General features: G+C 59.8%; 20 protein-coding genes. 16 read left to right on the plus strand and 4 right to left on the minus strand.

The window, feature by feature from the left end; translation table 11 throughout:
• Positions 1-28: 28 nt before the first annotated feature.
• From murA to B2X55_RS00215, 3 genes are all read left to right on the plus strand, one after another.
• Positions 29-1,294 (plus strand): UDP-N-acetylglucosamine 1-carboxyvinyltransferase, encoded by a 1,266-nt coding sequence (gene murA / locus B2X55_RS00205; protein WP_036378472.1) that lies wholly within the window; start codon positions 29-31, stop codon positions 1,292-1,294.
• A gap of 70 nt (positions 1,295-1,364) precedes the next feature.
• Complete coding sequence (locus tag B2X55_RS00210) at positions 1,365-2,447, plus strand: NADH:flavin oxidoreductase (protein ID WP_055162765.1); 1,083 nt, start codon at positions 1,365-1,367, stop codon at positions 2,445-2,447.
• A gap of 199 nt (positions 2,448-2,646) precedes the next feature.
• Positions 2,647-4,323 carry a carbon starvation CstA family protein gene (locus B2X55_RS00215; protein WP_036378474.1) on the plus strand — a complete coding sequence of 559 codons (1,677 nt, stop codon included), beginning with the start codon at positions 2,647-2,649 and terminating at the stop codon, positions 4,321-4,323.
• 103 nt (positions 4,324-4,426) lie between these two features.
• Here the strand turns inward: B2X55_RS00215 and B2X55_RS00220 are convergent, their stop codons facing one another.
• Positions 4,427-5,617 carry an iron-containing alcohol dehydrogenase gene (locus B2X55_RS00220; protein ID WP_286820395.1) on the minus strand — a complete coding sequence of 397 codons (1,191 nt, stop codon included), beginning with the start codon at positions 5,615-5,617 and terminating at the stop codon, positions 4,427-4,429.
• Between the two features lie 320 nt (positions 5,618-5,937).
• Between B2X55_RS00220 and B2X55_RS00225 the strand changes: the two genes are divergently transcribed.
• Genes B2X55_RS00225 through B2X55_RS00240 form a run of 4 tightly spaced genes read left to right on the plus strand, consistent with a single transcriptional unit; the run spans position 5,938 to position 8,634 of the window.
• On the plus strand, positions 5,938-6,144 hold the full coding sequence (locus tag B2X55_RS00225; RefSeq protein ID WP_036378476.1) for a 4Fe-4S binding protein: 207 nt from the start codon (positions 5,938-5,940) through the stop codon (positions 6,142-6,144).
• A complete protein-coding gene (locus B2X55_RS00230; protein WP_286820396.1) occupies positions 6,141-7,283 on the plus strand; it encodes a 2-oxoacid:acceptor oxidoreductase subunit alpha in 1,143 nt (380 codons plus the stop codon). Before B2X55_RS00225 ends, B2X55_RS00230 begins: the two co-directional genes overlap by 4 nt.
• Entirely contained in the window at positions 7,283-8,104 is an 822-nt protein-coding gene (locus tag B2X55_RS00235) for a 2-oxoacid:ferredoxin oxidoreductase subunit beta (protein ID WP_226868380.1), read from the plus strand. Before B2X55_RS00230 ends, B2X55_RS00235 begins: the two co-directional genes overlap by 1 nt.
• On the plus strand, positions 8,101-8,634 hold the full coding sequence (locus tag B2X55_RS00240) for a 2-oxoacid:acceptor oxidoreductase family protein (RefSeq protein WP_036378479.1): 534 nt from the start codon (positions 8,101-8,103) through the stop codon (positions 8,632-8,634). The genes B2X55_RS00235 and B2X55_RS00240 overlap by 4 nt, the downstream gene beginning before the upstream one ends.
• A 79-nt stretch (positions 8,635-8,713) precedes the next feature.
• Here the strand turns inward: B2X55_RS00240 and B2X55_RS00245 are convergent, their stop codons facing one another.
• On the minus strand, positions 8,714-8,986 hold the full coding sequence (locus B2X55_RS00245; RefSeq protein WP_286820398.1) for a hypothetical protein: 273 nt from the start codon (positions 8,984-8,986) through the stop codon (positions 8,714-8,716).
• Positions 8,987-9,144: 158 nt separating this feature from the next.
• Positions 9,145-10,332: an MFS transporter gene (locus B2X55_RS00250; RefSeq protein WP_286820399.1), complete on the minus strand. Its 1,188-nt coding sequence runs from the start codon at positions 10,330-10,332 to the stop codon at positions 9,145-9,147.
• Positions 10,333-10,484: 152 nt separating this feature from the next.
• Between B2X55_RS00250 and B2X55_RS00255 the strand changes: the two genes are divergently transcribed.
• From B2X55_RS00255 to B2X55_RS00295, 9 genes are all read left to right on the plus strand, one after another.
• Positions 10,485-11,300 carry a Cof-type HAD-IIB family hydrolase gene (locus B2X55_RS00255; protein ID WP_286820401.1) on the plus strand — a complete coding sequence of 272 codons (816 nt, stop codon included), beginning with the start codon at positions 10,485-10,487 and terminating at the stop codon, positions 11,298-11,300.
• Positions 11,293-12,219, plus strand: coding sequence for an RNase adapter RapZ (gene rapZ / locus B2X55_RS00260; RefSeq protein WP_082427758.1), 927 nt, complete (start codon positions 11,293-11,295; stop codon positions 12,217-12,219). Before B2X55_RS00255 ends, rapZ begins: the two co-directional genes overlap by 8 nt.
• A gap of 2 nt (positions 12,220-12,221) precedes the next feature.
• Positions 12,222-13,550, plus strand: coding sequence for a gluconeogenesis factor YvcK family protein (locus B2X55_RS00265; RefSeq protein ID WP_286820404.1), 1,329 nt, complete (start codon positions 12,222-12,224; stop codon positions 13,548-13,550).
• A gap of 37 nt (positions 13,551-13,587) precedes the next feature.
• Complete coding sequence (gene whiA / locus B2X55_RS00270) at positions 13,588-14,562, plus strand: DNA-binding protein WhiA (protein WP_270528664.1); 975 nt, start codon at positions 13,588-13,590, stop codon at positions 14,560-14,562.
• A 5-nt stretch (positions 14,563-14,567) separates the two neighbouring features.
• Positions 14,568-15,359: a polysaccharide deacetylase family protein gene (locus B2X55_RS00275; protein WP_270528665.1), complete on the plus strand. Its 792-nt coding sequence runs from the start codon at positions 14,568-14,570 to the stop codon at positions 15,357-15,359.
• Between the two features lie 44 nt (positions 15,360-15,403).
• The gene (locus B2X55_RS00280) at positions 15,404-16,735 is read left to right on the plus strand and encodes a copper amine oxidase (RefSeq protein WP_414683468.1); all 1,332 of its coding nucleotides are present in this window, start codon (positions 15,404-15,406) and stop codon (positions 16,733-16,735) included.
• A gap of 141 nt (positions 16,736-16,876) precedes the next feature.
• The gene (locus B2X55_RS00285; protein WP_286820406.1) at positions 16,877-18,424 is read left to right on the plus strand and encodes an ArnT family glycosyltransferase; all 1,548 of its coding nucleotides are present in this window, start codon (positions 16,877-16,879) and stop codon (positions 18,422-18,424) included.
• A gap of 29 nt (positions 18,425-18,453) precedes the next feature.
• Positions 18,454-19,950 (plus strand): sensor histidine kinase, encoded by a 1,497-nt coding sequence (locus tag B2X55_RS00290; protein WP_286820407.1) that lies wholly within the window; start codon positions 18,454-18,456, stop codon positions 19,948-19,950.
• A 16-nt stretch (positions 19,951-19,966) separates the two neighbouring features.
• Positions 19,967-20,668: a response regulator transcription factor gene (locus B2X55_RS00295; protein WP_286820409.1), complete on the plus strand. Its 702-nt coding sequence runs from the start codon at positions 19,967-19,969 to the stop codon at positions 20,666-20,668.
• Between the two features lie 53 nt (positions 20,669-20,721).
• Here the strand turns inward: B2X55_RS00295 and B2X55_RS00300 are convergent.
• Positions 20,722-20,942 (minus strand): hypothetical protein (locus B2X55_RS00300; RefSeq protein ID WP_286820410.1); only part of this gene is annotated, 221 nt, incomplete at its 5' end.

Below are 20,942 nucleotides of genomic sequence, written 5' to 3' on the forward strand. Positions count from 1 at the left end.
TGCTGCTATAGGAGGAAAAAGGACTTAAATGGAAAAGTTGGTTATACATGGCGGACGCCGGCTGGAGGGCCGCGTCAAGATCAGCGGGGCGAAGAATGCGGTACTGCCGATTATCGCGGCAACTCTTCTCGGACAGGATTCGCCGAGCCTTCTCGACGAAGTGCCGGCGCTTGAAGATGTGCATACGATCACGGAGGTACTGCAGAAACTCGGCGTCAAGGCAGAGTTCCGCAAGGAGACGCATCAGCTGTTTGTCGACAGCACGGTCATCGGCAGCTGCGAGGCGCCGTACGATCTCGTGCGCAAGATGCGCGCCTCCTTCCTGATCATGGGACCGCTGCTCGCTCGCTGCGGACAGGCCAAGATTTCCCTGCCGGGCGGCTGTGCCATCGGCACGCGTCCCATCGACCTCCACCTCAAGGGCTTCGAGGCTCTCGGCGCAGAGATCCGCGTCGGCCACGGCTTCATCGAGGCAGCTGCTCCGGAAGGCCTCAAGGGCGCGAAGATCTACCTCGACTTCCCGAGCGTCGGCGCGACGGAGAATATCATCATGGCGGCTTCCATGGCCGAGGGGCAGACGGTTCTCGAGAATCCGGCCCAGGAGCCGGAGATCGTGGACCTCGCAAATTACCTCAACGTCATGGGCGCGAAGATCCGCGGCGCCGGCACGAATGTCATCAAGATCGACGGCGTGCCGAAGCTCACGGGCCGCGACTACACGATCATCCCGGACCGCATCGAGGCGGGTACCTACATGGTGGCTGCTGCGATGACGCGCGGCGATGTCTACATCGAGAACGCAATCAGCGAGCACCTCAAGCCGGTCATTGCCAAGCTCAAGGAAGCCGGCGTGACGATCGAGGAGGATGTCAACGGCATCCGCGTGACGTGCGACCGCCGTACGAAGTCGGTCGACATCAAGACGATGCCGTATCCGGGCTTCCCGACGGACATGCAGGCCCAGTTCATGGCGATGATGGCCATCTCGGAGGGCACGGGCGTCGTCACGGAGACGGTCTTCGAGAATCGCTTCATGCACGTTGACGAGCTCAAGCGCATGGGCGCGAAGATCAAGATCGACGGCCGCACCTCGATCGTCGAGGGCGTGGAGAAGCTCTACGGCTGCCAGGTCAAGGCAACGGACCTGCGCGCCGGCGCAGCGATGGTCCTCGCGGGCCTCGTCGCGGAGGGTGAGACGCAGGTCGGCTACATTCACCACATCGACCGCGGCTACGACAATCTCGTCGAGAAGCTCGTCGGCCTCGGCGCGGACATCTGCCGCGTCGACCAGTAATCAAACAAGCAAGAGGCTGTTGACAAACGACAGCCCTTTTCTTTTATCTTGGATTCATAGGAGAGTTATCATGAGCATCATCGAAACGCCGCTGCAGCTGCAGCACCTTGCCCTGAAGAACCGGATCATCCGCTCGGCCGTGCACAGTTTCCTCGCAGGGGAAGACGGCTACATGACGGCGGCCGAATACAACATGTATGAGGTACTGGCGAAGAACGGCATCGGCACGATCATCACGGGCCACTGCTGCGTAGACCCGCTGGGCCGCGCCAATCCGGAACAGGTCAACATCTACGAGGACTGCTTTACGGACCAGTTCCGCAAGGCTGTCGCGATTGCCCATGCGCACGATGTGCGCTTCATCCCGCAGATCAACCACGCTGGCCCGCGTGCCATCGACAACGAGGACCTCGTCGACGTCGTCGCGCGCCCGCTCAAGAAGGGCCGCCATGCGCGCGCGCTGACGGTGGAGGAGATCCACCACATCGAGCAGTGCTTCATTGAAGCGGCAAAGCGCCTGCAGCAATCTGGCTGCGACGGCGTCCAGCTCCATGCGGCCCACTCGTACCTGCTCTCGCGCTTCCTCGACCCGACGTTCAACCAGCGCGAGGACGCATACGGCGGTACCATCGAGAACCGCTTCCGCATGACGGAGGAGATCATCCGCGGCATCCAAGAGGCCTGTGGTGAGGACTTCCCGGTGCTGCTCAAGGTCAATGTCGACACGAAGGCGGAGGATGCCGAGGGCTATCACCGCGACATGGTCTGGCTGCTGCAGCGCGCGAAGGCACTCGGCGTCGAGCTCGTCGAGTTCTCGGGCGTTGACTTCATCAATCAGCCGAAGACGGCGACGCTCTATTACCTGCCGCAGATCAAGCGCCTGCACGAAGAGGTGCCCGACATGCCGCTGAGCCTCGTCGGCGGCGTGCGCTCGCTCGCGGACATGGAGACGGTCATCGAGGCGGGCATCGCGTGCGTCTCGCTCGGCCGCGCTTTGATTGCCGAGCCGGATTTCGTCACGAAGGAGCTTTCTGGCGGCGAGAAGTCCATCTGCCTCTCGTGCAGCCGTTGCTTCGTGCTGCCGCACATGCACCCCGGCATCCGCTGCGTCTGGGTCTGGAAGAAGGAACGCGCAAAAATGAAAACACTCTGAAAATTATTTCTTTCCTTTACAAGTTGACAACTATATAATCGAGTGCTAAGATACAAATTATCCATTAAGTGTCTATCGCAACGATGCGAATGACCTTGTCGACGGCGTGTATTTTGCTTGAAGACAAACGGGTCCCGTTCGCGAACATTGCGAACGGGATTTATTGTATGCTTCATTTGGGTAGGAAAGAGGGATTCATATGACAGGATTAATGCTTGTCGGTATCGCACTCGTCTGGTTCGCGTGTGCGTACTTATTCTATGGGCGCTGGCTCGCGAAGACTTGGGGCATCGACCCGAAGGCTCCGACGCCGGCTGTCCGCAAGAACGATGGCCAGGATTACTCCCCGGCCTCACGCTTCACGGTCTTTGCACATCAGTTCTCGTCCATTACGGGCGCAGGCCCTGTGACCGGCCCAATCATCGCAGCGATGTTCGGCTGGCTGCCGGCCTTCCTCTGGATCCTGATCGGCGGCGCGTTCTTCGGCGCAGTCCAGGATTTCACGGCGCTCTACGCATCGGTCAAGAATGAAGGCAAGTCGATGGGCCTGCTGATTGAGCAGTACGTCGGCCGCACGGGACGCCGCCTGTTCCTGCTGTTCAGCTGGCTCTTCACGCTGCTCGTCATCGCAGCCTTTGCCGATATCATCGCGAAGACGTTCAACGGCTTCGGCGCCAACGGCACGCTCAACACGCCGGGCGCACAGGCCGCTACGATTTCCATGCTCTACATCGTTGTCGCCATGGGCTTCGGCATCTTCATCAGCAAGGTCAAGCCGTCCGGCGTCCTGAAGTTCATCGTTGCCGTCGTGCTCGTCATCGCGATGTTCGCGGTCGGCATGCAGTTCCCGCTTTATTTCGATGTGCCGACTTGGCGCTACATCGTCTTCGGCTACTGCTTCATCGCAGCCGTCCTGCCGATGTGGCTGCTCATGGAGCCGCGCGATTACCTGAGCTCCTTCCTGCTTCTCGGCATGGTCGCCGGCGGCGTCATCGGTGTCATCGCCGCCAACCCGTCGGTCAATATGCCGGCTTTTGTCGGTTTTGAAGTCAGCGGCAAGCCGCTGTTCCCGATCCTCTTCATCACGATCGCCTGCGGCGCGGTCTCCGGTTTCCACAGCCTCGTATCTTCCGGCACGTCTTCGAAGGCCATCGCCAATGAGAAGGATATGCTGCCAGTAGGCTATGGCGCGATGCTCTGCGAGTGCATGCTCGGCGTCGTCGCTCTGGCCATCGCCTGCGCTGCTGCCTCGAACGGTGTCATGGCACAGGGCACGCCGTTCCAGATCTTCGCAGCTGGCATCAGCACGTTCTTCACGAACATCTTCGGCCTGCCGGCCGGCTTCTCTGCCTGCTTCATCACGATGTGCGTATCGGCACTCGGCATGACGACGATTGACTCCGTCGCCCGCATCGGCCGCATGTCCTTCCAGGAGATGATCAAGCCGAGCGATGGCGTCGAGGCAAGCGGTGCGCAGAAGTTCTTCATGGACAAGTACGTCTCCACGATCCTCACGCTCATCTTCGCCTATGGCCTCTGCCTCGCTGGCTACATGAATATCTGGCCGCTGTTCGGCGCAGCCAACCAGCTGCTCTCCGCACTCGTCCTGATCTCGCTCGCCGTCTTCCTCAAGATGACGAACCGCAAGGGCTGGATGCTCTACGTGCCGATGGTCTTCATGTTCATCGTCACGATGACGGCGCTCGTCATGAGCGTTTACGGCGGCATCATGAAGCTCATGGCCGGCAAGTTCCTCATCGGCGTCGACGGCCTGCAGCTCGTGCTCGCCATCGCCCTGATGACGCTCGCGTGCCTCGTCGTCAAGCACTGCGGCAAGGAACTCCTCGACAAAGGTCAGGCTGCTCTTGGCAAATGATCGCGTTCGTTTGAACTGACTGTAATTCGATAACCCTGAGTCATAGAAAGCCCCGGTCCCGGATGATTTTCATCCAGGGCCGGGGCTTTTGCATGTGCGCTTCTTATCTGTTGGCAAGCTTGTAGATGGCGAGGACATCCTTGCGATTGAGCGGGTGGAAGGTGCCGAGCTTCTTCGTGTCGCCGGCCGTGGCGAGGTCGGCGAGGCTGTAGAGCTCGCTGTCGTTGAGCTTGGTGCCGAGGAGTTCCGGCAGGCTCACGGGCATGCCGAGACTCTTGAAGTAGGCGACCATCTTCTCGATGCCCTGGCGGGCGCGCTCTTCCTCTGTGCCCGCGCTTGCCTCGATGCCGAAGATGCGCTCGGCGAACTGCGCAAAGCGGGCCGTGTCATCCTGGTAGACGTACTGGGCCCAGGAGCCCCAGAGCGATGTCAGCGAGGCGCCGTGCGTCGCGTCGAAGCGGGCGCTGAGCTCGTGGCCGAGTTTGTGGACGGAGAAGTCCTTGCCGCGGCCGAGCTCCGTGAAGTTGGAGTGGGAGACGCTGCCGCACCACATGATCTCGCTCATGGCATCGTAGTCCTCGCGGTCCTTGACGGCTGCCTTTGAGGCGTCCATGACGGTCTTGATGAGGTCTTCCGCCACGCGGTCGGTGAAGACGTTGGCCTCCTTGACCTTGGTGAAGTAGCGCTCGAGCGTGTGCATGATGATGTCGGAGACGCCGCAGACGAGCTGCTTCTCGGGGACGGTGAAGGTCAGTTCCGGGTTCATGAAGGCGAGGACCGGGCGATTGAGCGGCGTGTTCAGGCCGACCTTGCGCATCGTGTCCTCGTTCGTCAGAACGGCGGAGTCGCTCGTCTCACTGCCAGCCGCTGCGAGCGTCAGCACAGAGCCGACGGGCGTCGTCTTCTCGAGCTTGGCGCGGCCACTCCAGAAATCCCAGATATCCGTGCCCGGGTTGGCCACGCCGTGCGCGATGGCCTTGGCCGAGTCGATGACGCTGCCGCCGCCGACAGCGAGGATGAAGTTCGCCTTGAAGGCGAGCGCCTCGCGGATGCCCTCGCGCACGAGCGCGACGCGCGGATTCGGCTGGACGCCGCCGAGGACCTGGAAGGCCAGGCCGCCTGACGTCAGCTGGCACTCGATGCGCGAGAGCAGGCCGCTCCTGACGACGCTGCCGCCGCCGTAGACGATGTAGACGCGGCTCGCGCCGTACGCGCGCAGCTTCTCGGCTACGCGGTCCTCAGCATGGCGGCCGAAGATGATCTCGGTCGGCATCTTGAATTCAAAACTCTGCATAAGAAAACCCCCTGTATATGTCTTGCATGGATTGTGCTCATGTGTACCTCTATTATTGGCGACGGGTAGAGGAAAATCCTGCCGCCCGCCGAAAAGAAGGGGAAATGTCTCCTGGCGGCGAACTATCCAATAGAGGATGTGATAGGAGAGGAATTTGTACTCGGTTCTATGCACATTTGTCTTGTATACAACCATAAATTTACAATAAAGCTGGATTTTTAGGCAATTATCTGCTATGATGTAAAAGTATATGGCGAAAGAAACATAGTTACTATGCATTATTCACATATGAAGCTGTGATATCTTCAGGAGGGAATACCATGAAGTCAGAGATCACCATCAAGACGGTGCGCTGCAAGGGCTGCGGCATCTGTGCGGCGTTCTGCCCCAAGTCCGTGCTGGCGGTCAGCGAGCTCGGCAAGATACAGGTCGTCAACAAGGAGGCGTGCATCGGCTGCGGCCAGTGTGAGCTGCGCTGCCCCGATTATGCGATTTTTGTGGATAGAGTCAAGGAGGCAGCACAATGAGCAAAGCGAGATTGATGCAGGGCAATGAGGCCTGCGCAGAAGGTGCAATCGCAGCTGGCGTCAACTTCTTCGCCGGCTATCCGATCACGCCGTCCACGGAAATCGCGGAGACGATGGCGCGCCTGCTGCCGAAACACGGCGGCAAGTTCGTCCAGATGGAAGATGAGATCGCGAGCATGGGCGCCATCCTCGGTGCGTCGCTGGCGGGCAGCAAGGTCATGGATGCGACGAGCGGCCCGGGCTTTTCCCTCAAGCAGGAGCTCATCGGCTACGCGGCCTGCGCGGAGATCCCGTGCGTGCTCGTCGATGTGCAGCGCGTCGGCCCGTCGACGGGCCAGCCGACCTCGCCGTCGCAGGGTGATGTCATGCAGGCGCGCTGGGGCACGCACGGCGACCATCCTATCATCGCGCTCGCGCCGTGGAGCGTGCGCGAGACGTACGATGCGACGGTCATGGCCGTCAATTACGCGGAGCGCTTCCGCACGCCTGTCATCCTGCTCATGGACGAGGTCATCGGCCATCTGCGCGAGAAGGTCGAGCTGCCGGAGCATGTAGAGGTCTATCCGCGCCGCAAGCCGAAGAAGTCGCGTGCGGAGGGCTATGAGCCGTTTGCGCCGGACGAGGATCTCGTGCCGAATGTTGCAGACTTCGGCCAGGGCTACCGCATCCACGTGACGGGCCTCATTCACGATGATACGGGCTTCCCGTCCGGCAGCCCGGAGGTTACGGAGGCGTCCATCCGCTGCCTGCACGAGAAGATCGCGCGCGCCGGCGAGGAGATCATCCACACGGAGTCGTACTTCATGGACGATGCCGAGTATGCCGTCGTCTCGTTCGGCGGCTCGGCGCGCACGGCCTATGAGGCGGTGCGCATGGAGCGCGAGAAAGGCCGCAAGGTCGGCATGCTACGCCTCATGACCATCTGGCCGTTTGCCGACAAGGCCATTGAGGCGCTCTCGGCCAAGGTCAAGGGCATTCTTGTGGCAGAGCTCAACTACGGGCAGATTGTCCACGAAGTGCGCCGCGCTGCGCACAGTGACTGCAAGGTCACGCTCTGCGGCAAGTACGACATGAAATCATTTGAACCGGCGGACATCACATCCGCCATCGAGAATATGATTGCAGGAGGTAATGCGTGATGGAACGGAGTTTTGAACAATATTTCCGCCAGAATCATCTGCCGCATCTCTGGTGTCCCGGCTGTGGCAACGGCATCGCGATGAAGGCCATCGTCCAGGCCGTCGAGAAGAAGGGCTGGTCGCAGGACAACACGGTCATCGTCTCGGGCATCGGCTGCTCGTCGCGCGCCTCGGGCTACATGGACTTTGACACATTGCACACGGCGCACGGCCGCGCCATCCCGTTCGCGACGGGCATCAAGCTCGCCAATCCGGACCTCAACGTCATCGTCATCACGGGCGACGGCGACTGCACGGCCATTGGCGGCAATCACTTCATCCACGGCTGCCGCCGCAATGTGGACCTCACGGTCATCATGTTCAACAACAACATCTACGGCATGACGGGCGGCCAGGCTTCGCCGACGACGCCTGTCGGCGCCAAGGCGACGACGGCTCCGTACGGCTCGGTCGACCGCACCTTCGATGCCTGCAAGCTCGCGGAGGCGGCCGGCGCGACGTATGTCGCGCGCTCGACGGCCTTCCACGTCCAGCACATGACGAACATGATCGCCGATGGCCTTGACAACAAGGGCTTCTCGTTCATTGAGGCGATGGTCCAGTGCCCGACGGCCTTTGGCCGCAAGAACCGCATGGGCAGCCCGGCTGACATGCTCAAGTGGATGCGCGACCACGCTGTCATGAAGGCGGCCTGGGACAAGCTGCCAGAGGAGAAGCGCGAGGACAAGTTCCCGATTGGCTGCCTCTACAGCTCGCAGGCCATCGACTACGATGCTGCATACGATCAGGTCATCGAACGCGCAGGGGGTGCTGACAAATGAGGAAACAGCTTAGATTATCCGGTTCGGGCGGACAGGGCGTCATCACGGCGGCCATCATCCTGGCGGCTGCGGCAGTCGACGAGGGCAAGGAAGCCGTCCAGTCGCAGTCATACGGCCCGGAGGCGCGCGGCGGCGCGTCGAAATCCGAGGTCATCATCGACGATGCGCCCATCTACCATCCGCACGTACTCGTGCCGGACCTCGTGCTGGCCATGACGCAGAAAGCGGCCGACAAGTACTGGAAGGACCTCAATCCCGCGGGGCTCCTGGTCCTCGATGAGCAGCTCGTCCCGAATGTGCCCGACTTCCCGCACGTCGTGCGCATCCCCATCACGAAGCTTGCCATCGAGAAAGTCGGCAAGCCGCTCTTTGCAAACATCGTCGCCCTCGGCGCCCTCGTGCGCCTCACCGGCATCGTCTCCTTCGACGCCATCAAGAAAGCCGTCGCCAACCGCGTCCCGCCGCACACCGTCGAGGCCAACATGAAAGCCCTCGAACTCGGCTGGGAAGCCGCAGCTGCCAAGGCTTGACCTTGATATCGCTTATCATAGAAAAAGGCCAGGACCTCTTTTTGGGTCCTGGCCTTTTTGCTGGTAAAAGTGCAGTCGTTTAGATGAACATATGGCGCATGCAGAGCACGAGGAAGCAGACGACGGCTAGGCCGAAGCTGAAGATCTCGACGCAGCGCACGGGGTAGGCGAAGTGGAGCGGGATGTCGATGACGCGCGGGATGTTGCTGGCGAGCAGGGAGATGGCGATGGAGACGTAGAGCAGGATGTTCGTCAGCGGTGCGACGTGCACTTCGGAAAAGGCGCGCAGCAGCAGGTAGAGGGAAAAGGCGATGAAGAAGTAAGCGATTTTATCTGCGTAGTGAAAGTTCATACGGGACACATCCTTCGGGATACGAGGTTGAGGCAGTGGGTAATATATGGCTGTGAATCGTCCATCACGATTTACGTCATGCGTAAATCACATGTTATTTCTGCGCGGGCGGCGCAAAGTCCTGCTGCTTCTGCAAAATCGCAGAAGATCGTGCGCGCTCAGCAGCCGCGCTGGCCGCGGTAGCGGTGCCAGATGGCAGAGCTCAGGCAGAGCAGCAGGAGGCCGGAGAAGGCGAAGACACAGTGGATGCCGAGGTATGTCGCAATGAGGCCGCCGAGCAGGGGGCCAGCCATGGAGCCTACCTGCTGTGCGGCAAACAGCATGCCGAAGATGCGCCCCTTGTAGGACGGCGGGGTGTTGCTGGCGAGCACGGCGTTGATGGACGGATGGATGCCGCAGAAGAAGAGGCCGCCGACGAACTGCATGACGGCGAACGGCAGGAGGGTGTCGGGGATGCCCTGGATGATCATGGAGAGGCCGGCGCCCGCCATGCCGAGGCACATGGCGCGGAAGAAGCCACGCCGCTGTCCGAAGGTTCCCCAGAATGGCGCGGCCATGGCGCCCGCGATACCGCCGAGCGAGAAGACGAGGCCTGCGACGAAGACGATGTTCGGCATGGGGCCTGCGAGCTTGGCGACGTACGTCGTGAGGACCGGCTGCAGGATCAGGATGACCATCTGCACGAGCGTGCCGCAGAGCAGCATGTTGCGCAGCAGCGGCATGCGCCAGGGCGAGACATCCTCTTCGGGTGCCGCTTCCTGATCAGCTGCCTTCTTGGCAGTGGGCGGCTCCTTGATGATGAAGGTGAAGATCAGGAAGTTCATGAAGAGCGCGGCGGCGGCCAGGAAAAAGGAGTAGCGCATGCCGACAGCCTCGGCAAGGACGCCGCCGAGCAGCGGCCCGACGACGCCGCCTGCCGTCAGAGTGCCCTGCATGACGCCGAGGCAGAAGCCGAGCTTTTTCGGCGGCGCGTAGAGCGTCATGATGGCGAGATCCATCGGCCAGAGGCCTGAGGCGAAGCCCTGGAAGAGGCGCATGAGCGTGAGCTGCCCCGGCGTCTCGACGATGCCGCCGAGGAAGTAACTGATGGAGAGCAGGAAGCTCGCGCGCATGGCCATGATGCGCTTGCCCTTCGTGTCAGCCATGCGCCCCCAGATCGGTGCCATGATGGCGGAGACGAGGAATGAGGCGGAGAAGACGATGCCGGACCAGATGTTGACATCGGCTTCCGAAACGCCGAGTTCCATCGTCAGGTACATCGGCAGGAACGGGATGAGCATGGTGTAACTTGAGGACATGAAGAGGATATTGCACGTGAGAATCGCAAGGACGAGCTTCCAGTTCAAGAAAAGACCTTCTTTCGTTTGTCAGGAAAATAACATCTTTCTATTCTATCATGGAGAAAGAAATAAGCAAAGACATTCTGCTGACTTGCATTTTGGGGCCGATGTGGGGATAATAAGACTAGGTTACTTCCGTATATGAAGGAGGCGCTACTATGTCAGTAAAACTTTTTGTGACAGATCTTGATGGGACGCTGCTGCCGAGCGGCAAGGATGTTCCGCGTGAAAATATAGAAGCCGTGCAGAAGGCCGTGCGCGCCGGCGTCATCGTGACGATCGCGACGGGGCGCATGTACCGGGCAGCTCTGCCTGTGGCGGAGGCGCTCGGCGTCGATGTGCCGATCATCACCTACAACGGCGCGCTCATAAAGTCGGCGCAGGGCAAGGTCTACCACACGAGCTACCTGAAGCCGGAGGTCATCGGGAAGGTCGTGGACTTCTGCCAAGAGCAGGGCTGGTACCTGCAGTCGTACAGCCGCGATGAGCTCTGGGTGCCGGTGCATGATGCCTATGCGCAGGGATATGAGAATGCGCAGAAGGTCACGGCCCATGTCGTCGGCTGGGATGGCCTGCGCGAACACACGCAGGAGGTCTGCAAGCTGCTGACCATTTCAGAGGACGGCCAGGAGACGGAGCGCCGTCTCGCCATCCTCAATGAGCGCTTTGGCGCGGATATCGTTGCGATGCAGTCGAACGCCCGCTACGGTGAGATTGTCAACCCGGGTGTATCGAAGGCCGAAGGGCTGCGCCGCCTGGCTGAGAAGCTCGGCATCGCCATCGAGGATACGATGGCCATCGGCGACTCGTACAACGACCTGCCGATGCTCAAGGCTGCGGGCCACAGCGTGGCGATGGGCAATGCCGTGCCGGAGGTCAAGGCGGTCTGTGACTACGAGACGGGCCGCTGCGAAGAATTCGGCTTCGCTAAGGCCATCTATGATCTGGTACTCGGAGGTGGGACAGATGAGTGAAATGGTAAAAACGGAACAGGCAAAGGAAGAAGGCTTCCGCCTCGTCATCGTGACGGGCATGTCGGGCGGCGGCAAGACGCAGGCGAGCCGCTACCTCGAGGATCTCGGCTACTTCTGCGTGGACAACCTGCCGCCTGTATTCATCCCGAAGTTTGTCGAGCTCTGCAAGCATTCCGGCGGCCATGTCCGCAAGGTCGTGCTCGTCGTCGACACGCGCAGCCGCGAGTTCTTTGACACGTTTGTCCACACGCTCAACGACATGGACAAGGACGATGTGCCCTATGAGATGCTCTTCATGGATGCATCCGACCCGGCCATCATCCGCCGCTACAAGGAGACGCGCCGCCGCCATCCGATGGCGCCGACCTCGCGCATCTCCGAAGGCATCGCGAAGGAGCGCGAGCGCCTGGCACCCGTGCGCGCGAAGGCGACGTACATCATTGACACGTCGGAACTGCGCAAGGTCGACCTGCGCGACAAGATCCACCGGCTGTTCGGCACGTCGGGCGGCGAGCAGATGAGCATCAACGTGCTGTCGTTCGGCTTCAAGTTCGGCATGCCGCTCGATGCGGACATGGTGTTCGACGTGCGCTTCCTGCCGAACCCCTTCTACATCGAATCGATGCGCCACAAGAGCGGCGCTGTGCCGGAGGTCGCGGAGTACATCGCGAAGTGGCCGGTGACAAAGGAGTTCACGCGCCTGCTCGATGAGATGATCGATTTCCTCGTGCCGCAGTACATCAAAGAGGGCAAGAGTCAGTTCGTCATCGCAGTCGGCTGCACGGGCGGCATGCACCGCAGTGTCTACATCGCCAAGCACATCTTCGATCGCCTGACGGCGCAGGGTTACTCGACGCGCCTCGAGCACCGCGACCTTATGAAGAACGATGTGCGTGAGCATGTACGTGAGGAGTGTTGAGCATGCATCTTCTGAAATGGCTCTATCCGGGCATGAAATTCAAGCGATGGCTGCTGCTCTTCTCGGTCGGCGTCATGCTCGTCAGCCTCGGACTCGCCCTGGTCTTCAACTACAAGTACCTCGACTTGATCGAGGAGGCGATTTTCCGCGCGGTCTACCTCTGGAAGGGCAGCTACAACTACATGTTCACGACGCTCGTGGGCATCGCCGTCGTCATCGTGGGCATCGGCCTCATGCTCATCGCGACGCGCTTCGTCATCCGCTCGGTCATCATGGTGCTGCTGCCGGATAATTCCGAGCGCCTCGTCGACATCATCTACGAGAAGCGCCGGCTCGGCAAGGGGCCGAACATCGCCGTCATCGGCGGCGGCCACGGCCTCTCCGTGCTCCTGCGCGGCATCAAGGCGGCGACGTCGAATGTCTCGGCTGTCGTGACGGTCGCCGATGACGGTGGCTCGTCGGGCAGGCTGCGCGAAGACCTCGGCATAATCCCGCCGGGCGACCTGCGCAACTGTCTCGTCGCGCTGGCCGACACGGAGCCGCTGATGGAAAAGCTCTTCCAGTACCGCTTCAAGGGCAAGAGCGAGCTCGCCGGCCATTCTTTCGGCAATCTCTTCATCGCGGCGATGACAGAGGTCACGGGCGATGTCGAGACGGCCCTGCGCGAGTCGTCGAAGGTCCTGGCCGTCAAGGGCGAGGTCCTGCCAGCCTCAAAGGAGCATGTGCGCCTCGACGCCATCATGGACGACGGCTCTGTCGTCGAGGGCGAGTCGCACATCCCGGAGGTCCACAAGCACATCCGCCGCGTCAAGCTCTTCCCGCCGCATGTACAGCCAGTGCAGGCGGCACTCGATGCGCTGATGCATGCCGATGCCATCATCCTCGGCCCGGGCAGCCTCTATACGAGCATCATGCCAAATCTGCTCGTCGACGGCGTGGCGGAGACGCTGCGCAAGAGCAAGGCTGTCAAGATCTACATCTGCAATGTCATGACGCAGCCCGGCGAGACGGACGGCTATACGGCCTCAATGCACGCGAAGGCCATCCTCGACCACGGCGGGCAGGGTGTCATCGACTACATGCTCGTCAACAACGCGCCCATCTCGAAGGAGATGCAGGCGTATTACGCCAAGGAAGGCGCTTATCCGGTCGAAGTCGACGAGGAGGCCATCAACGCGCTCGGCATCGGCTTCCTCAAGGCGGACATCATCAATGAGTCGGATGTCATCCGCCATGATCCGCAGAAGCTCTGCCGCAATGTCATGAAGATGGTCGACGGCCTGCGCCCCGGCAATGGCAGCGACCACTATATGCGAAGCAGGCATAATTGAGAGATATCCGAATTAGTGGAATCAATAGATAGGAGGTATGACCTTGCCGTCGTTTTCAACGGAGGTCAAGAATGAGCTGGCCAGGCTGACGTATGAGGATTCTTGCTGCCGAACGGCAGAGCTCGCAGCGCTCCTGCGCATGGGGGCGACCATCACGTTCGGCATGCACCATACCTTTGGCCTCAATTTCACGACAGAGAATGCGGCCGTGGCCCGCAAGGTCCTGCAGCTCCTCAAGAGCGAGGGCGGCAGCATCCGCACGGAGATCACGGTCAGCCGCAACCGCAGGCTCAAGAAGAACAACAGCTACAGCGTCCGCGTCATGCCGGCGCCGCCTGTCGCGACACTCCTCGAGCATCTCGGCTTCCTTCACGATGCGAGCCTCAACATGGATTCCGACATGGGCATCCTGCGGAAAACGTGCTGCCGCGCAGCCTATCTGCGCGGCGCCTTTTTGGGCGGGGGCAGTGTCAACCGCCCGGAGGCCAGCTATCATCTGGAGCTCGTCACGGGCAGTTACGGCCTCGGCAATCTGCTCTACACGCTGATGAAGCGCATGGATTTTCCCGTCGGCTTCACGGACCGCAAGGACTCCTACATCGTCTACCTCAAGGAGGGCGATGCGATCATCGACTTCCTGGCCATGCTGCATGCCGACAAGGCGGTGGAAGAGTTTGAGATCGCGCGCAACATCAAGGAAGTCCGCTCACAGGTCAACCGCCTCGTCAACTGTGAGACGGCGAATCTGCAGAAGGCCGTGGATGCGGCTGGTCGCCAACTCCACGACATTGAAGTGCTGCAGCGGCGGGAGGGCGGCCTCGCCGCTCTGCCGGAACGATTGCGCGAGACGGCCGAGGCGCGTCTTGAAGAGCCCGGTGCGAGCATAGTGGAGCTCGGAGAGATGCTCGGCGTCAGCAAGTCCGGCGTGAATCACCGCTTGCGCAAGCTCCACGCATTGGCTGCTGCAGCAGAACAGGCAGCGGAAAAAAAGGAAGGGGATTGTACGATTTGAGTCGCTTGAAAAAATGGTTACTGGGTCTCGTGTTCCTGCTCCTGGCTGTCGTCCTCTGGCTGGTGTTCTCGCCGGCACCGGATGGCATCCCGGTCCTCGAGTACCACGAAGTTGCGGAATCTGTCGATGAAGATGCCTATGCCTACAATGTGCCTCCCGAGGACTTCCGGCAGCAGCTCGACTATCTCCAGCAGCAGGGTTACACGACCATCTCGATGCTCGACTTCATGAAGGCGAAGCGCGGCAAGATGGAGCTGCCAGCAAAGCCCATCATCCTGACGTTTGATGACGGCTATGAGGACAATTACACGGAGATGCTGCCCATTCTCGAGGAATACGGCATGAAGGCGACGGTCTACGTCATCACGAATCAGATCGGTCAGCCTGGCTACCTCACGTGGGATCAGCTGCGCGCGATGCAGGTGCGCGGCATCGAGATCGGCAGCCATACGGCCAACCACGATCCGCTGACCTCGATGGACGCAGCAAGGCGGCTCGATGAAGTGCATCTGTCGAAGCTCCTGCTCGAGTGGAACGGCATCCATACGGTCTACGCTTTCTCCTACCCGAACGGCGCGTACGATGAGACCATGCCGGAACTGCTGGAGCAGAATGGCTACCTGACAGCCGTGACGGGAGATGCCGGACTCAATACGTTTGAGACGAATCCGTACCTGATGCAGCGCGTCAACATCCCGCATCCGCGCTTCGGCCTCTTCGAATTCAAGCTTCGCCTGTTGAAGGCAGAGGTATTCACGAAGCTCCGCATCCATCAGCATTTGGAGAATGAATCATGAGACATTTCCATGCAAGTCAAAGAACAAGAAAGAAGAACACGCACGTGAGACGCAAGAAGAAGATTGCCGCAGGGCTGCTGGCCTGCCTGTTGTCCGGTGTATTCTTTTCGCAGAATGCACTGGCGCGCCATAAGGAAGCCGCGCCCGCACCTGCAGAAATGCAGCAGGCGGTCAAGGCGCTGGCAACTGCTGCCGACGAGAAGGACACAAAAGACACAAAAAACGCGAAGGTGGCGAAAAAAGAGAAGAAGGAGCAGGCAAAGCAGAATCCTGCCATCGGCATCCAGCAGAAGGTGGCAGAAATCCTGCGGGAACACGTCGCGCAGAATGCCGGCAAGAAGCCATTCAAGTCGCATGTCATGAAGATGTGGCCCGTCGAATCAAAGGATGAGGGCGGCACGCTGCTCTTTTCGGACAGCCCCGAGTCAGTTACCGAAGACGGCATCCTCTACCAGGATACCGTCAAGGGGGAGGCGCGCATCCTCTACTATCACCTGAACAGCAGCGACTCCGACAAGAAGGTCGCTGTCGTCCTGCAGAGCGCGGACGGCCAGCCTGCTATCGTCCGCGTGACGCGCGGCGGCGCGTGCTACCCGAGCCCTGACTACCTCCACGTCGGCAAGATGACGCAGATGGCGTACTTCGAAGGGGAGGCACACGGCGATATCTACATCGGCCGTGGCCGCCACCGCCTGTTGCAGGAGAATATGGATACGACCATCCTGCATCCCGGCGACCTCGTCTACGGCGTCTATGACTTTGCCTCCAACCGGCCGATCAAGGTGTCGGTCATCATGTACCCAGCCGATACCGACCCATACGAATTCCTCGAGCAGGCAAGGGTGCTGCCGAAGGACGAGCAGCGCCTGCGCGGCACATTCCAGGGCATGAACCGCACGCTGACTTCATCCAAGGCGTACGATCCCGCGGTGGATGGCACGGTCTACTTCCCACTGGCTGACGACATCCATGACCGCTATCGCACGGGCATCGATGCGACAGACGGCAGCGCCGTCACGAACTACGGCAATTACGGCGTGCTCTACAAACTCCAGATTCCCGTCGTGAAGAGCGGCGCCGTCCAGTACTACCTGAGCCCGCTCGGCGGCATTTACGCCGGCGCCATGACGGTGGCGCAGGATGCGGTAAGGCGCCGCATGATCGAGACGCCGTATGAACGGCCGTACTTCGGCGATGCGACACCGCCGGAGTCGGATGCCACCCAGAAGGCACGCGAAGAGGGGCTGGCCATCCTGACGGAGACGACAGAGCTCACTGACCTCGGTGTCTATGAAGGCGCCCCTGTCACCTTTGAGTTCTCGCCGCCAGGCGCATCCAATCTGCCCGTCAACATCATCATGATGCCGGCACAATGAGCGCCGTGCGCGGTTAAAACGACCGCCTCATCCTGTGACCGCAGGTTGAGGCGGTTTTTCTCGTTCGTTAGACGCCGTTTAAGACGTGTTTATCTCTCCTCCCTATACTTGAACTGAAATCAGGATTGCAGGAGGTAAGAGATGAGAAGAAAAGATGTGTTCAGCCTGGCAGTTGCCGGCCTGTTGCTCTACATGCTGGGCAATTGGGCGCTGCCGATCACCGACCCCGTGGAGTCGAATTATGCGGAAACGGCCAAAGAGATGATTGCGGCCGGCGACTATGTTTCGCCGCGGATCTTTGGCAATTACTGGTATGACAAGCCCATCTTGTTTTACCTGGAACTCATCGGGTCGTTTCATCTGTTTGGCATGACGGATTTTGTCGCGCGCTTTTTTCCGGCTGTCTTTGCCGTGGCGGGCATCCTCATGACATATGGATTTGCTGCGCGGCTCTACGATCGCCGCACAGGACTGCTGTCGGCCGTGCTCCTCGGGGTGTCCGTCGAGTACTGGTATCTCGGTCATGCGATCGTCACCGATATGACGCTCTTCGCGACGGTCAGCGCATCCCTGATGAGTTTTTATGCCGGTTATGAGAGCGGCCGGGGCAGGTATTATTATCTGGCTTTTGCTGCGGCCGCGCTCGCCGTCCTCGATAAGGGCCCGATCGGCCTTGCGTTGCCGGGGCTGGTCATCTTGATCTTCCTCCTCTGGCAGCGGCGGCTGTCCATGCTCTGCAGCATCCACATGCTGGGCGGATTGGCGCTCTTTCTCGTCGTGACCGGCCTCTGGTACGTGCCGATGTACCTCCTGCACGGCAGCGACTTTCTCGACACATTCCTCGGCGTGCACAATGTCCTGCGCGCAACCGTCTCGGAGCATCCGCGCAACAATGTCTGGTATTATTACCTGCTGGTCTTCCTGGTGGGCTTTTTCCCCTGGTCACTGGTCGTCGTACCGTCGTGTCTCAGGCGCCTGTTCAAGAGAGAGGTGCATCTGCCGTCAGGAGAGCGCGAGCGCTTCCTTTTGGTCTGGAGCGTGTCTGTCTTTGTCGCATTTGAATGCATGGCCTCGAAATACATGACCTACACCTTCCCGTACATGATGCCGCTGGCTGTCCTGATGGGCCGCTTCTTCCTCGGACATGAAACGATGTTCTGGCGCATGGCAAGGGGCATGGGCGCCGCTTATCTCATCGCGCTGTTTGCCATTTTTCCGCTTGCCACGCGAAACAGCTCCGGTCAGGACATTGCGAAGGTCTTGGAGCAGCAGAGCCTGCCGGACACAGTCATCCTGACGTATGGGATCCGGTATCCGGTCTCCATCGCATACTACAGTTCGCTGTGCCCGCAGCGCCTGGTCGCCACGCAGGACGACATCGAGAAGGCGCGTCCGCACAAGATGAGCTGGACGGCGACGAATGTCATGCCGTTTGCTTCCATTGAGAAGATGGACCGGAGGGCGGATACGCTTCTCGTGACAGACCGGGAGCATGTAAAAGAGCTCGGGCTGAAGGTGCCCGGGTACTGGAAGGAGGTCGGCAGCAGCAGCAATTACGTTGTCTACCGCCTGGATGCAGAGGTGCCATACGATGGCCACGAAGAAATGACGGGCAGGAAAAGTGATGCATCGCATGGAATTCTGGAAACATACCTGTCAGGGAACCGGAAGAATCCGCAGATACCCTGACACAGGATTTTCGGGAGGAGATGAGATGTATGAAACTGCGCGACCTGTCGGTGCGCTACCGGCTGCTGCTCAATAATGTCATCATGGTCCTCATACCGGTGCTGCTGCTGGTCGGCATTGGCAGTGCTGTCTTTCACGGCCTGCGCGCTACCGGGAATTTCCGGGAACGCGAGATGGAGATCCTCTGGCCGGAGGCAGGGGATACGATCCCGGTCCTCCTGGGGCTCAGCCACCTGTTCTCCAATGTTGACGGCGGTGAGGATGAGAAGCTGGAACGCCATACGAAGTCCATGGAGGAACTGGGCATCCAGGTGGCGGTCATCCGCAACGGCAACCTGGATTACGAAACGGAGCCGGGAAGCGCGCAGGCCCTGATTGCCGCCTCGTATCAGGCGGCACCGGGGGAGGGCAATGTGATGCGCTGGGATGAGTCAGGGCTGGTTTACCGCTATGTGTCCCGGGATCAGGCGTCTATCGCTGTCGCGATGGGCCCGGTCCCCTTCCAGATCGGCGAGGGATTCTTCCCGCCGCACATGGGGCTGATATGGCAGGCTGTGGGATGGGGCATCTTCCTTTTGGCAGCCATCATCATCATTCTCGTGGGCACATTCCTCGTCCGGCGCATGTCCCGCGATATCGTCCAGCCTCTCACGGATCTGCAGCAGTCGGCTCGCCGCATCGGACGGGGCGATTACGATACTCCGGTACAGAGCCATGGGACAGATGAACTGGGTGAAACGGCCGCTGTTTTTGAAGACATGCGCAGGCAATTGCAGGCTGGCCGAAAACTCCGCGAACAGTATGAGAAGAATCGGCAAGAACTCTTTGCGGGCATCGCACACGATCTGGCGACGCCTCTGACAAAGATCCAGGGGTATACGAGCGGCATTCTCGACGGCATTGCCAATACGCCGGAAAAACAGCAGCATTATCTGGAGCTTGTCTATCACACGAGTAAGAGTATGGAGAGCATGGTCCACGAACTCTTTCTCCTTTCGAAATTGGAGCTCGGCAAGATCGCCTTCCACTGGGAGCATGCAGATCTTGTGTCCATCTTGCAGCAGTACGTCTCGCTGCAGGCAGAGACTCTGCGCGATCAGGGGTTTTCGCTGTCGTTCGTCAATGAGACCGGCAAAGAATCTGCTCGCGTGCAGCTCGACCGGATCCAGTTTCAGCGCGTGCTCGACAACCTCCTGAGCAATGCGATAAAATACAGAGGTGCGTGCGCGGGCAGCCTGACGTTTCGCCTGCAGGAACGAGACGGCGGCTATCTCCTGGAAGGGGAGGACCGGGGGCGCGGCGTTGCTGAGGAAGATCTCGGGCGGATTTTTGAATCGTTTTATCGCACGGATAAGGCGAGAGCCGGTGTGGCAAAGGGCAGCGGCCTCGGGCTGGCTGTCACGGCACAGATCGTCGAGGCGATGGGCGGGCGCATCTGGGCCCGCCCGGCCCTGCCGCATGGCCTTTGCATCTGCCTGTGGCTTCCCGAAAAGGACAAGAAGAAAGAACACGAGGTATCGCAGTGAGAGACGCGAGGAAGGGATGAGCATCATGAAAAAAATCCTCATCGTGGAGGATGATCGTGAGATCGCAGAGCTGGAGCGGGATTATCTGGAAGCATCTGATTTTGAGGTAGTGATTGAGGAAGACGGCTCCAAAGGACAGGTAGCTGCGTTGAGCGGCCATTTTGACCTCGTCATCCTGGATCTCATGCTGCCACATATCGATGGATTCAATCTCTGCCGCCGCATCCGGACCAAACTCGATATCCCAGTCATCATCGTGTCGGCACGTCAGACTGATATCGACAAGATCCGCGGTTTTGGCCTTGGGGCGGACGATTACATGACAAAGCCCTTCAGCCCCGGCGAACTCGTGGCACGGGTCAAGGCTCATCTCTCGCGCTATGCGCAGCTGAAGGGAAGGGGCGGGACTGTGGTGAAGCGGCTGGGCTGCAAAGACCTTGTCCTGGAGCCGGATTCTCGCCGCGTGTTTTGTCAGCAGCGGGAAATTCATCTGACGAATCGGGAATTCGAGATTCTGCAGTTCTTCATGGAAAACCGTGGCATTGTCTTTTCACGAGAACGGCTCTTTGAACGGATCTGGGGGATCGATGCATTGGGGGACAGTGCCACGGTGGCCGTGCATATCAACAGGATCCGGGAGAAGATCGAAGCGGATCCGGCGCATCCGTACTACATCGAGACCGTGAGAGGCGCGGGCTATCGCTTCTGCAATGCGTAAAAGAAAAAAATATAAAAAGGGTGTTGACAAATACGTGAAAACCCTGTAATATATTACAAGTCGCCGCAAGACACCGGCCGATAAGCAGCGAATGCAAGAACATCGTTCCTTGAGTGGAAACGCCTTGCAGGACATGCAGAGTGGCTGTCTTTCAGACAAAAAAGAAAAATAAAAAAGTTCTTGACAGACTGAAAGAGATGCAGTACAATAAATGAGTCGCTTGAAGCAAAGCCTTTCAAACGAAAGCGAGCTTCGAAAGACAGAGTTGTTCTTT

Source organism: Mitsuokella sp. UBA4253 (genome assembly GCF_002395285.1).
Classification (GTDB): Bacteria; Bacillota; Negativicutes; order Selenomonadales; family Selenomonadaceae; genus Mitsuokella; species Mitsuokella jalaludinii.

Excerpts from the sequence above, each read along its gene's own strand:
- murA (WP_036378472.1), top strand. The coding sequence starts at position 29 with ATGGAAAAGTTGGTTATACATGGCGGACGCCGGCTGGAGGGCCGCGTC.
- B2X55_RS00210 (WP_055162765.1), top strand. The coding sequence starts at position 1,365 with ATGAGCATCATCGAAACGCCGCTGCAGCTGCAGCACCTTGCCCTGAAG.
- B2X55_RS00215 (WP_036378474.1), top strand. The coding sequence starts at position 2,647 with ATGACAGGATTAATGCTTGTCGGTATCGCACTCGTCTGGTTCGCGTGT.
- B2X55_RS00220 (WP_286820395.1), bottom strand. The coding sequence starts at position 5,617 with ATGCAGAGTTTTGAATTCAAGATGCCGACCGAGATCATCTTCGGCCGC.
- B2X55_RS00225 (WP_036378476.1), top strand. The coding sequence starts at position 5,938 with ATGAAGTCAGAGATCACCATCAAGACGGTGCGCTGCAAGGGCTGCGGC.
- B2X55_RS00230 (WP_286820396.1), top strand. The coding sequence starts at position 6,141 with ATGAGCAAAGCGAGATTGATGCAGGGCAATGAGGCCTGCGCAGAAGGT.
- B2X55_RS00235 (WP_226868380.1), top strand. The coding sequence starts at position 7,283 with ATGGAACGGAGTTTTGAACAATATTTCCGCCAGAATCATCTGCCGCAT.
- B2X55_RS00240 (WP_036378479.1), top strand. The coding sequence starts at position 8,101 with ATGAGGAAACAGCTTAGATTATCCGGTTCGGGCGGACAGGGCGTCATC.
- B2X55_RS00245 (WP_286820398.1), bottom strand. The coding sequence starts at position 8,986 with ATGAACTTTCACTACGCAGATAAAATCGCTTACTTCTTCATCGCCTTT.
- B2X55_RS00255 (WP_286820401.1), top strand. The coding sequence starts at position 10,485 with ATGTCAGTAAAACTTTTTGTGACAGATCTTGATGGGACGCTGCTGCCG.
- rapZ (WP_082427758.1), top strand. The coding sequence starts at position 11,293 with ATGAGTGAAATGGTAAAAACGGAACAGGCAAAGGAAGAAGGCTTCCGC.
- B2X55_RS00265 (WP_286820404.1), top strand. The coding sequence starts at position 12,222 with ATGCATCTTCTGAAATGGCTCTATCCGGGCATGAAATTCAAGCGATGG.
- whiA (WP_270528664.1), top strand. The coding sequence starts at position 13,588 with ATGACCTTGCCGTCGTTTTCAACGGAGGTCAAGAATGAGCTGGCCAGG.
- B2X55_RS00285 (WP_286820406.1), top strand. The coding sequence starts at position 16,877 with ATGAGAAGAAAAGATGTGTTCAGCCTGGCAGTTGCCGGCCTGTTGCTC.
- B2X55_RS00290 (WP_286820407.1), top strand. The coding sequence starts at position 18,454 with ATGAAACTGCGCGACCTGTCGGTGCGCTACCGGCTGCTGCTCAATAAT.
- B2X55_RS00295 (WP_286820409.1), top strand. The coding sequence starts at position 19,967 with ATGAGCATCATGAAAAAAATCCTCATCGTGGAGGATGATCGTGAGATC.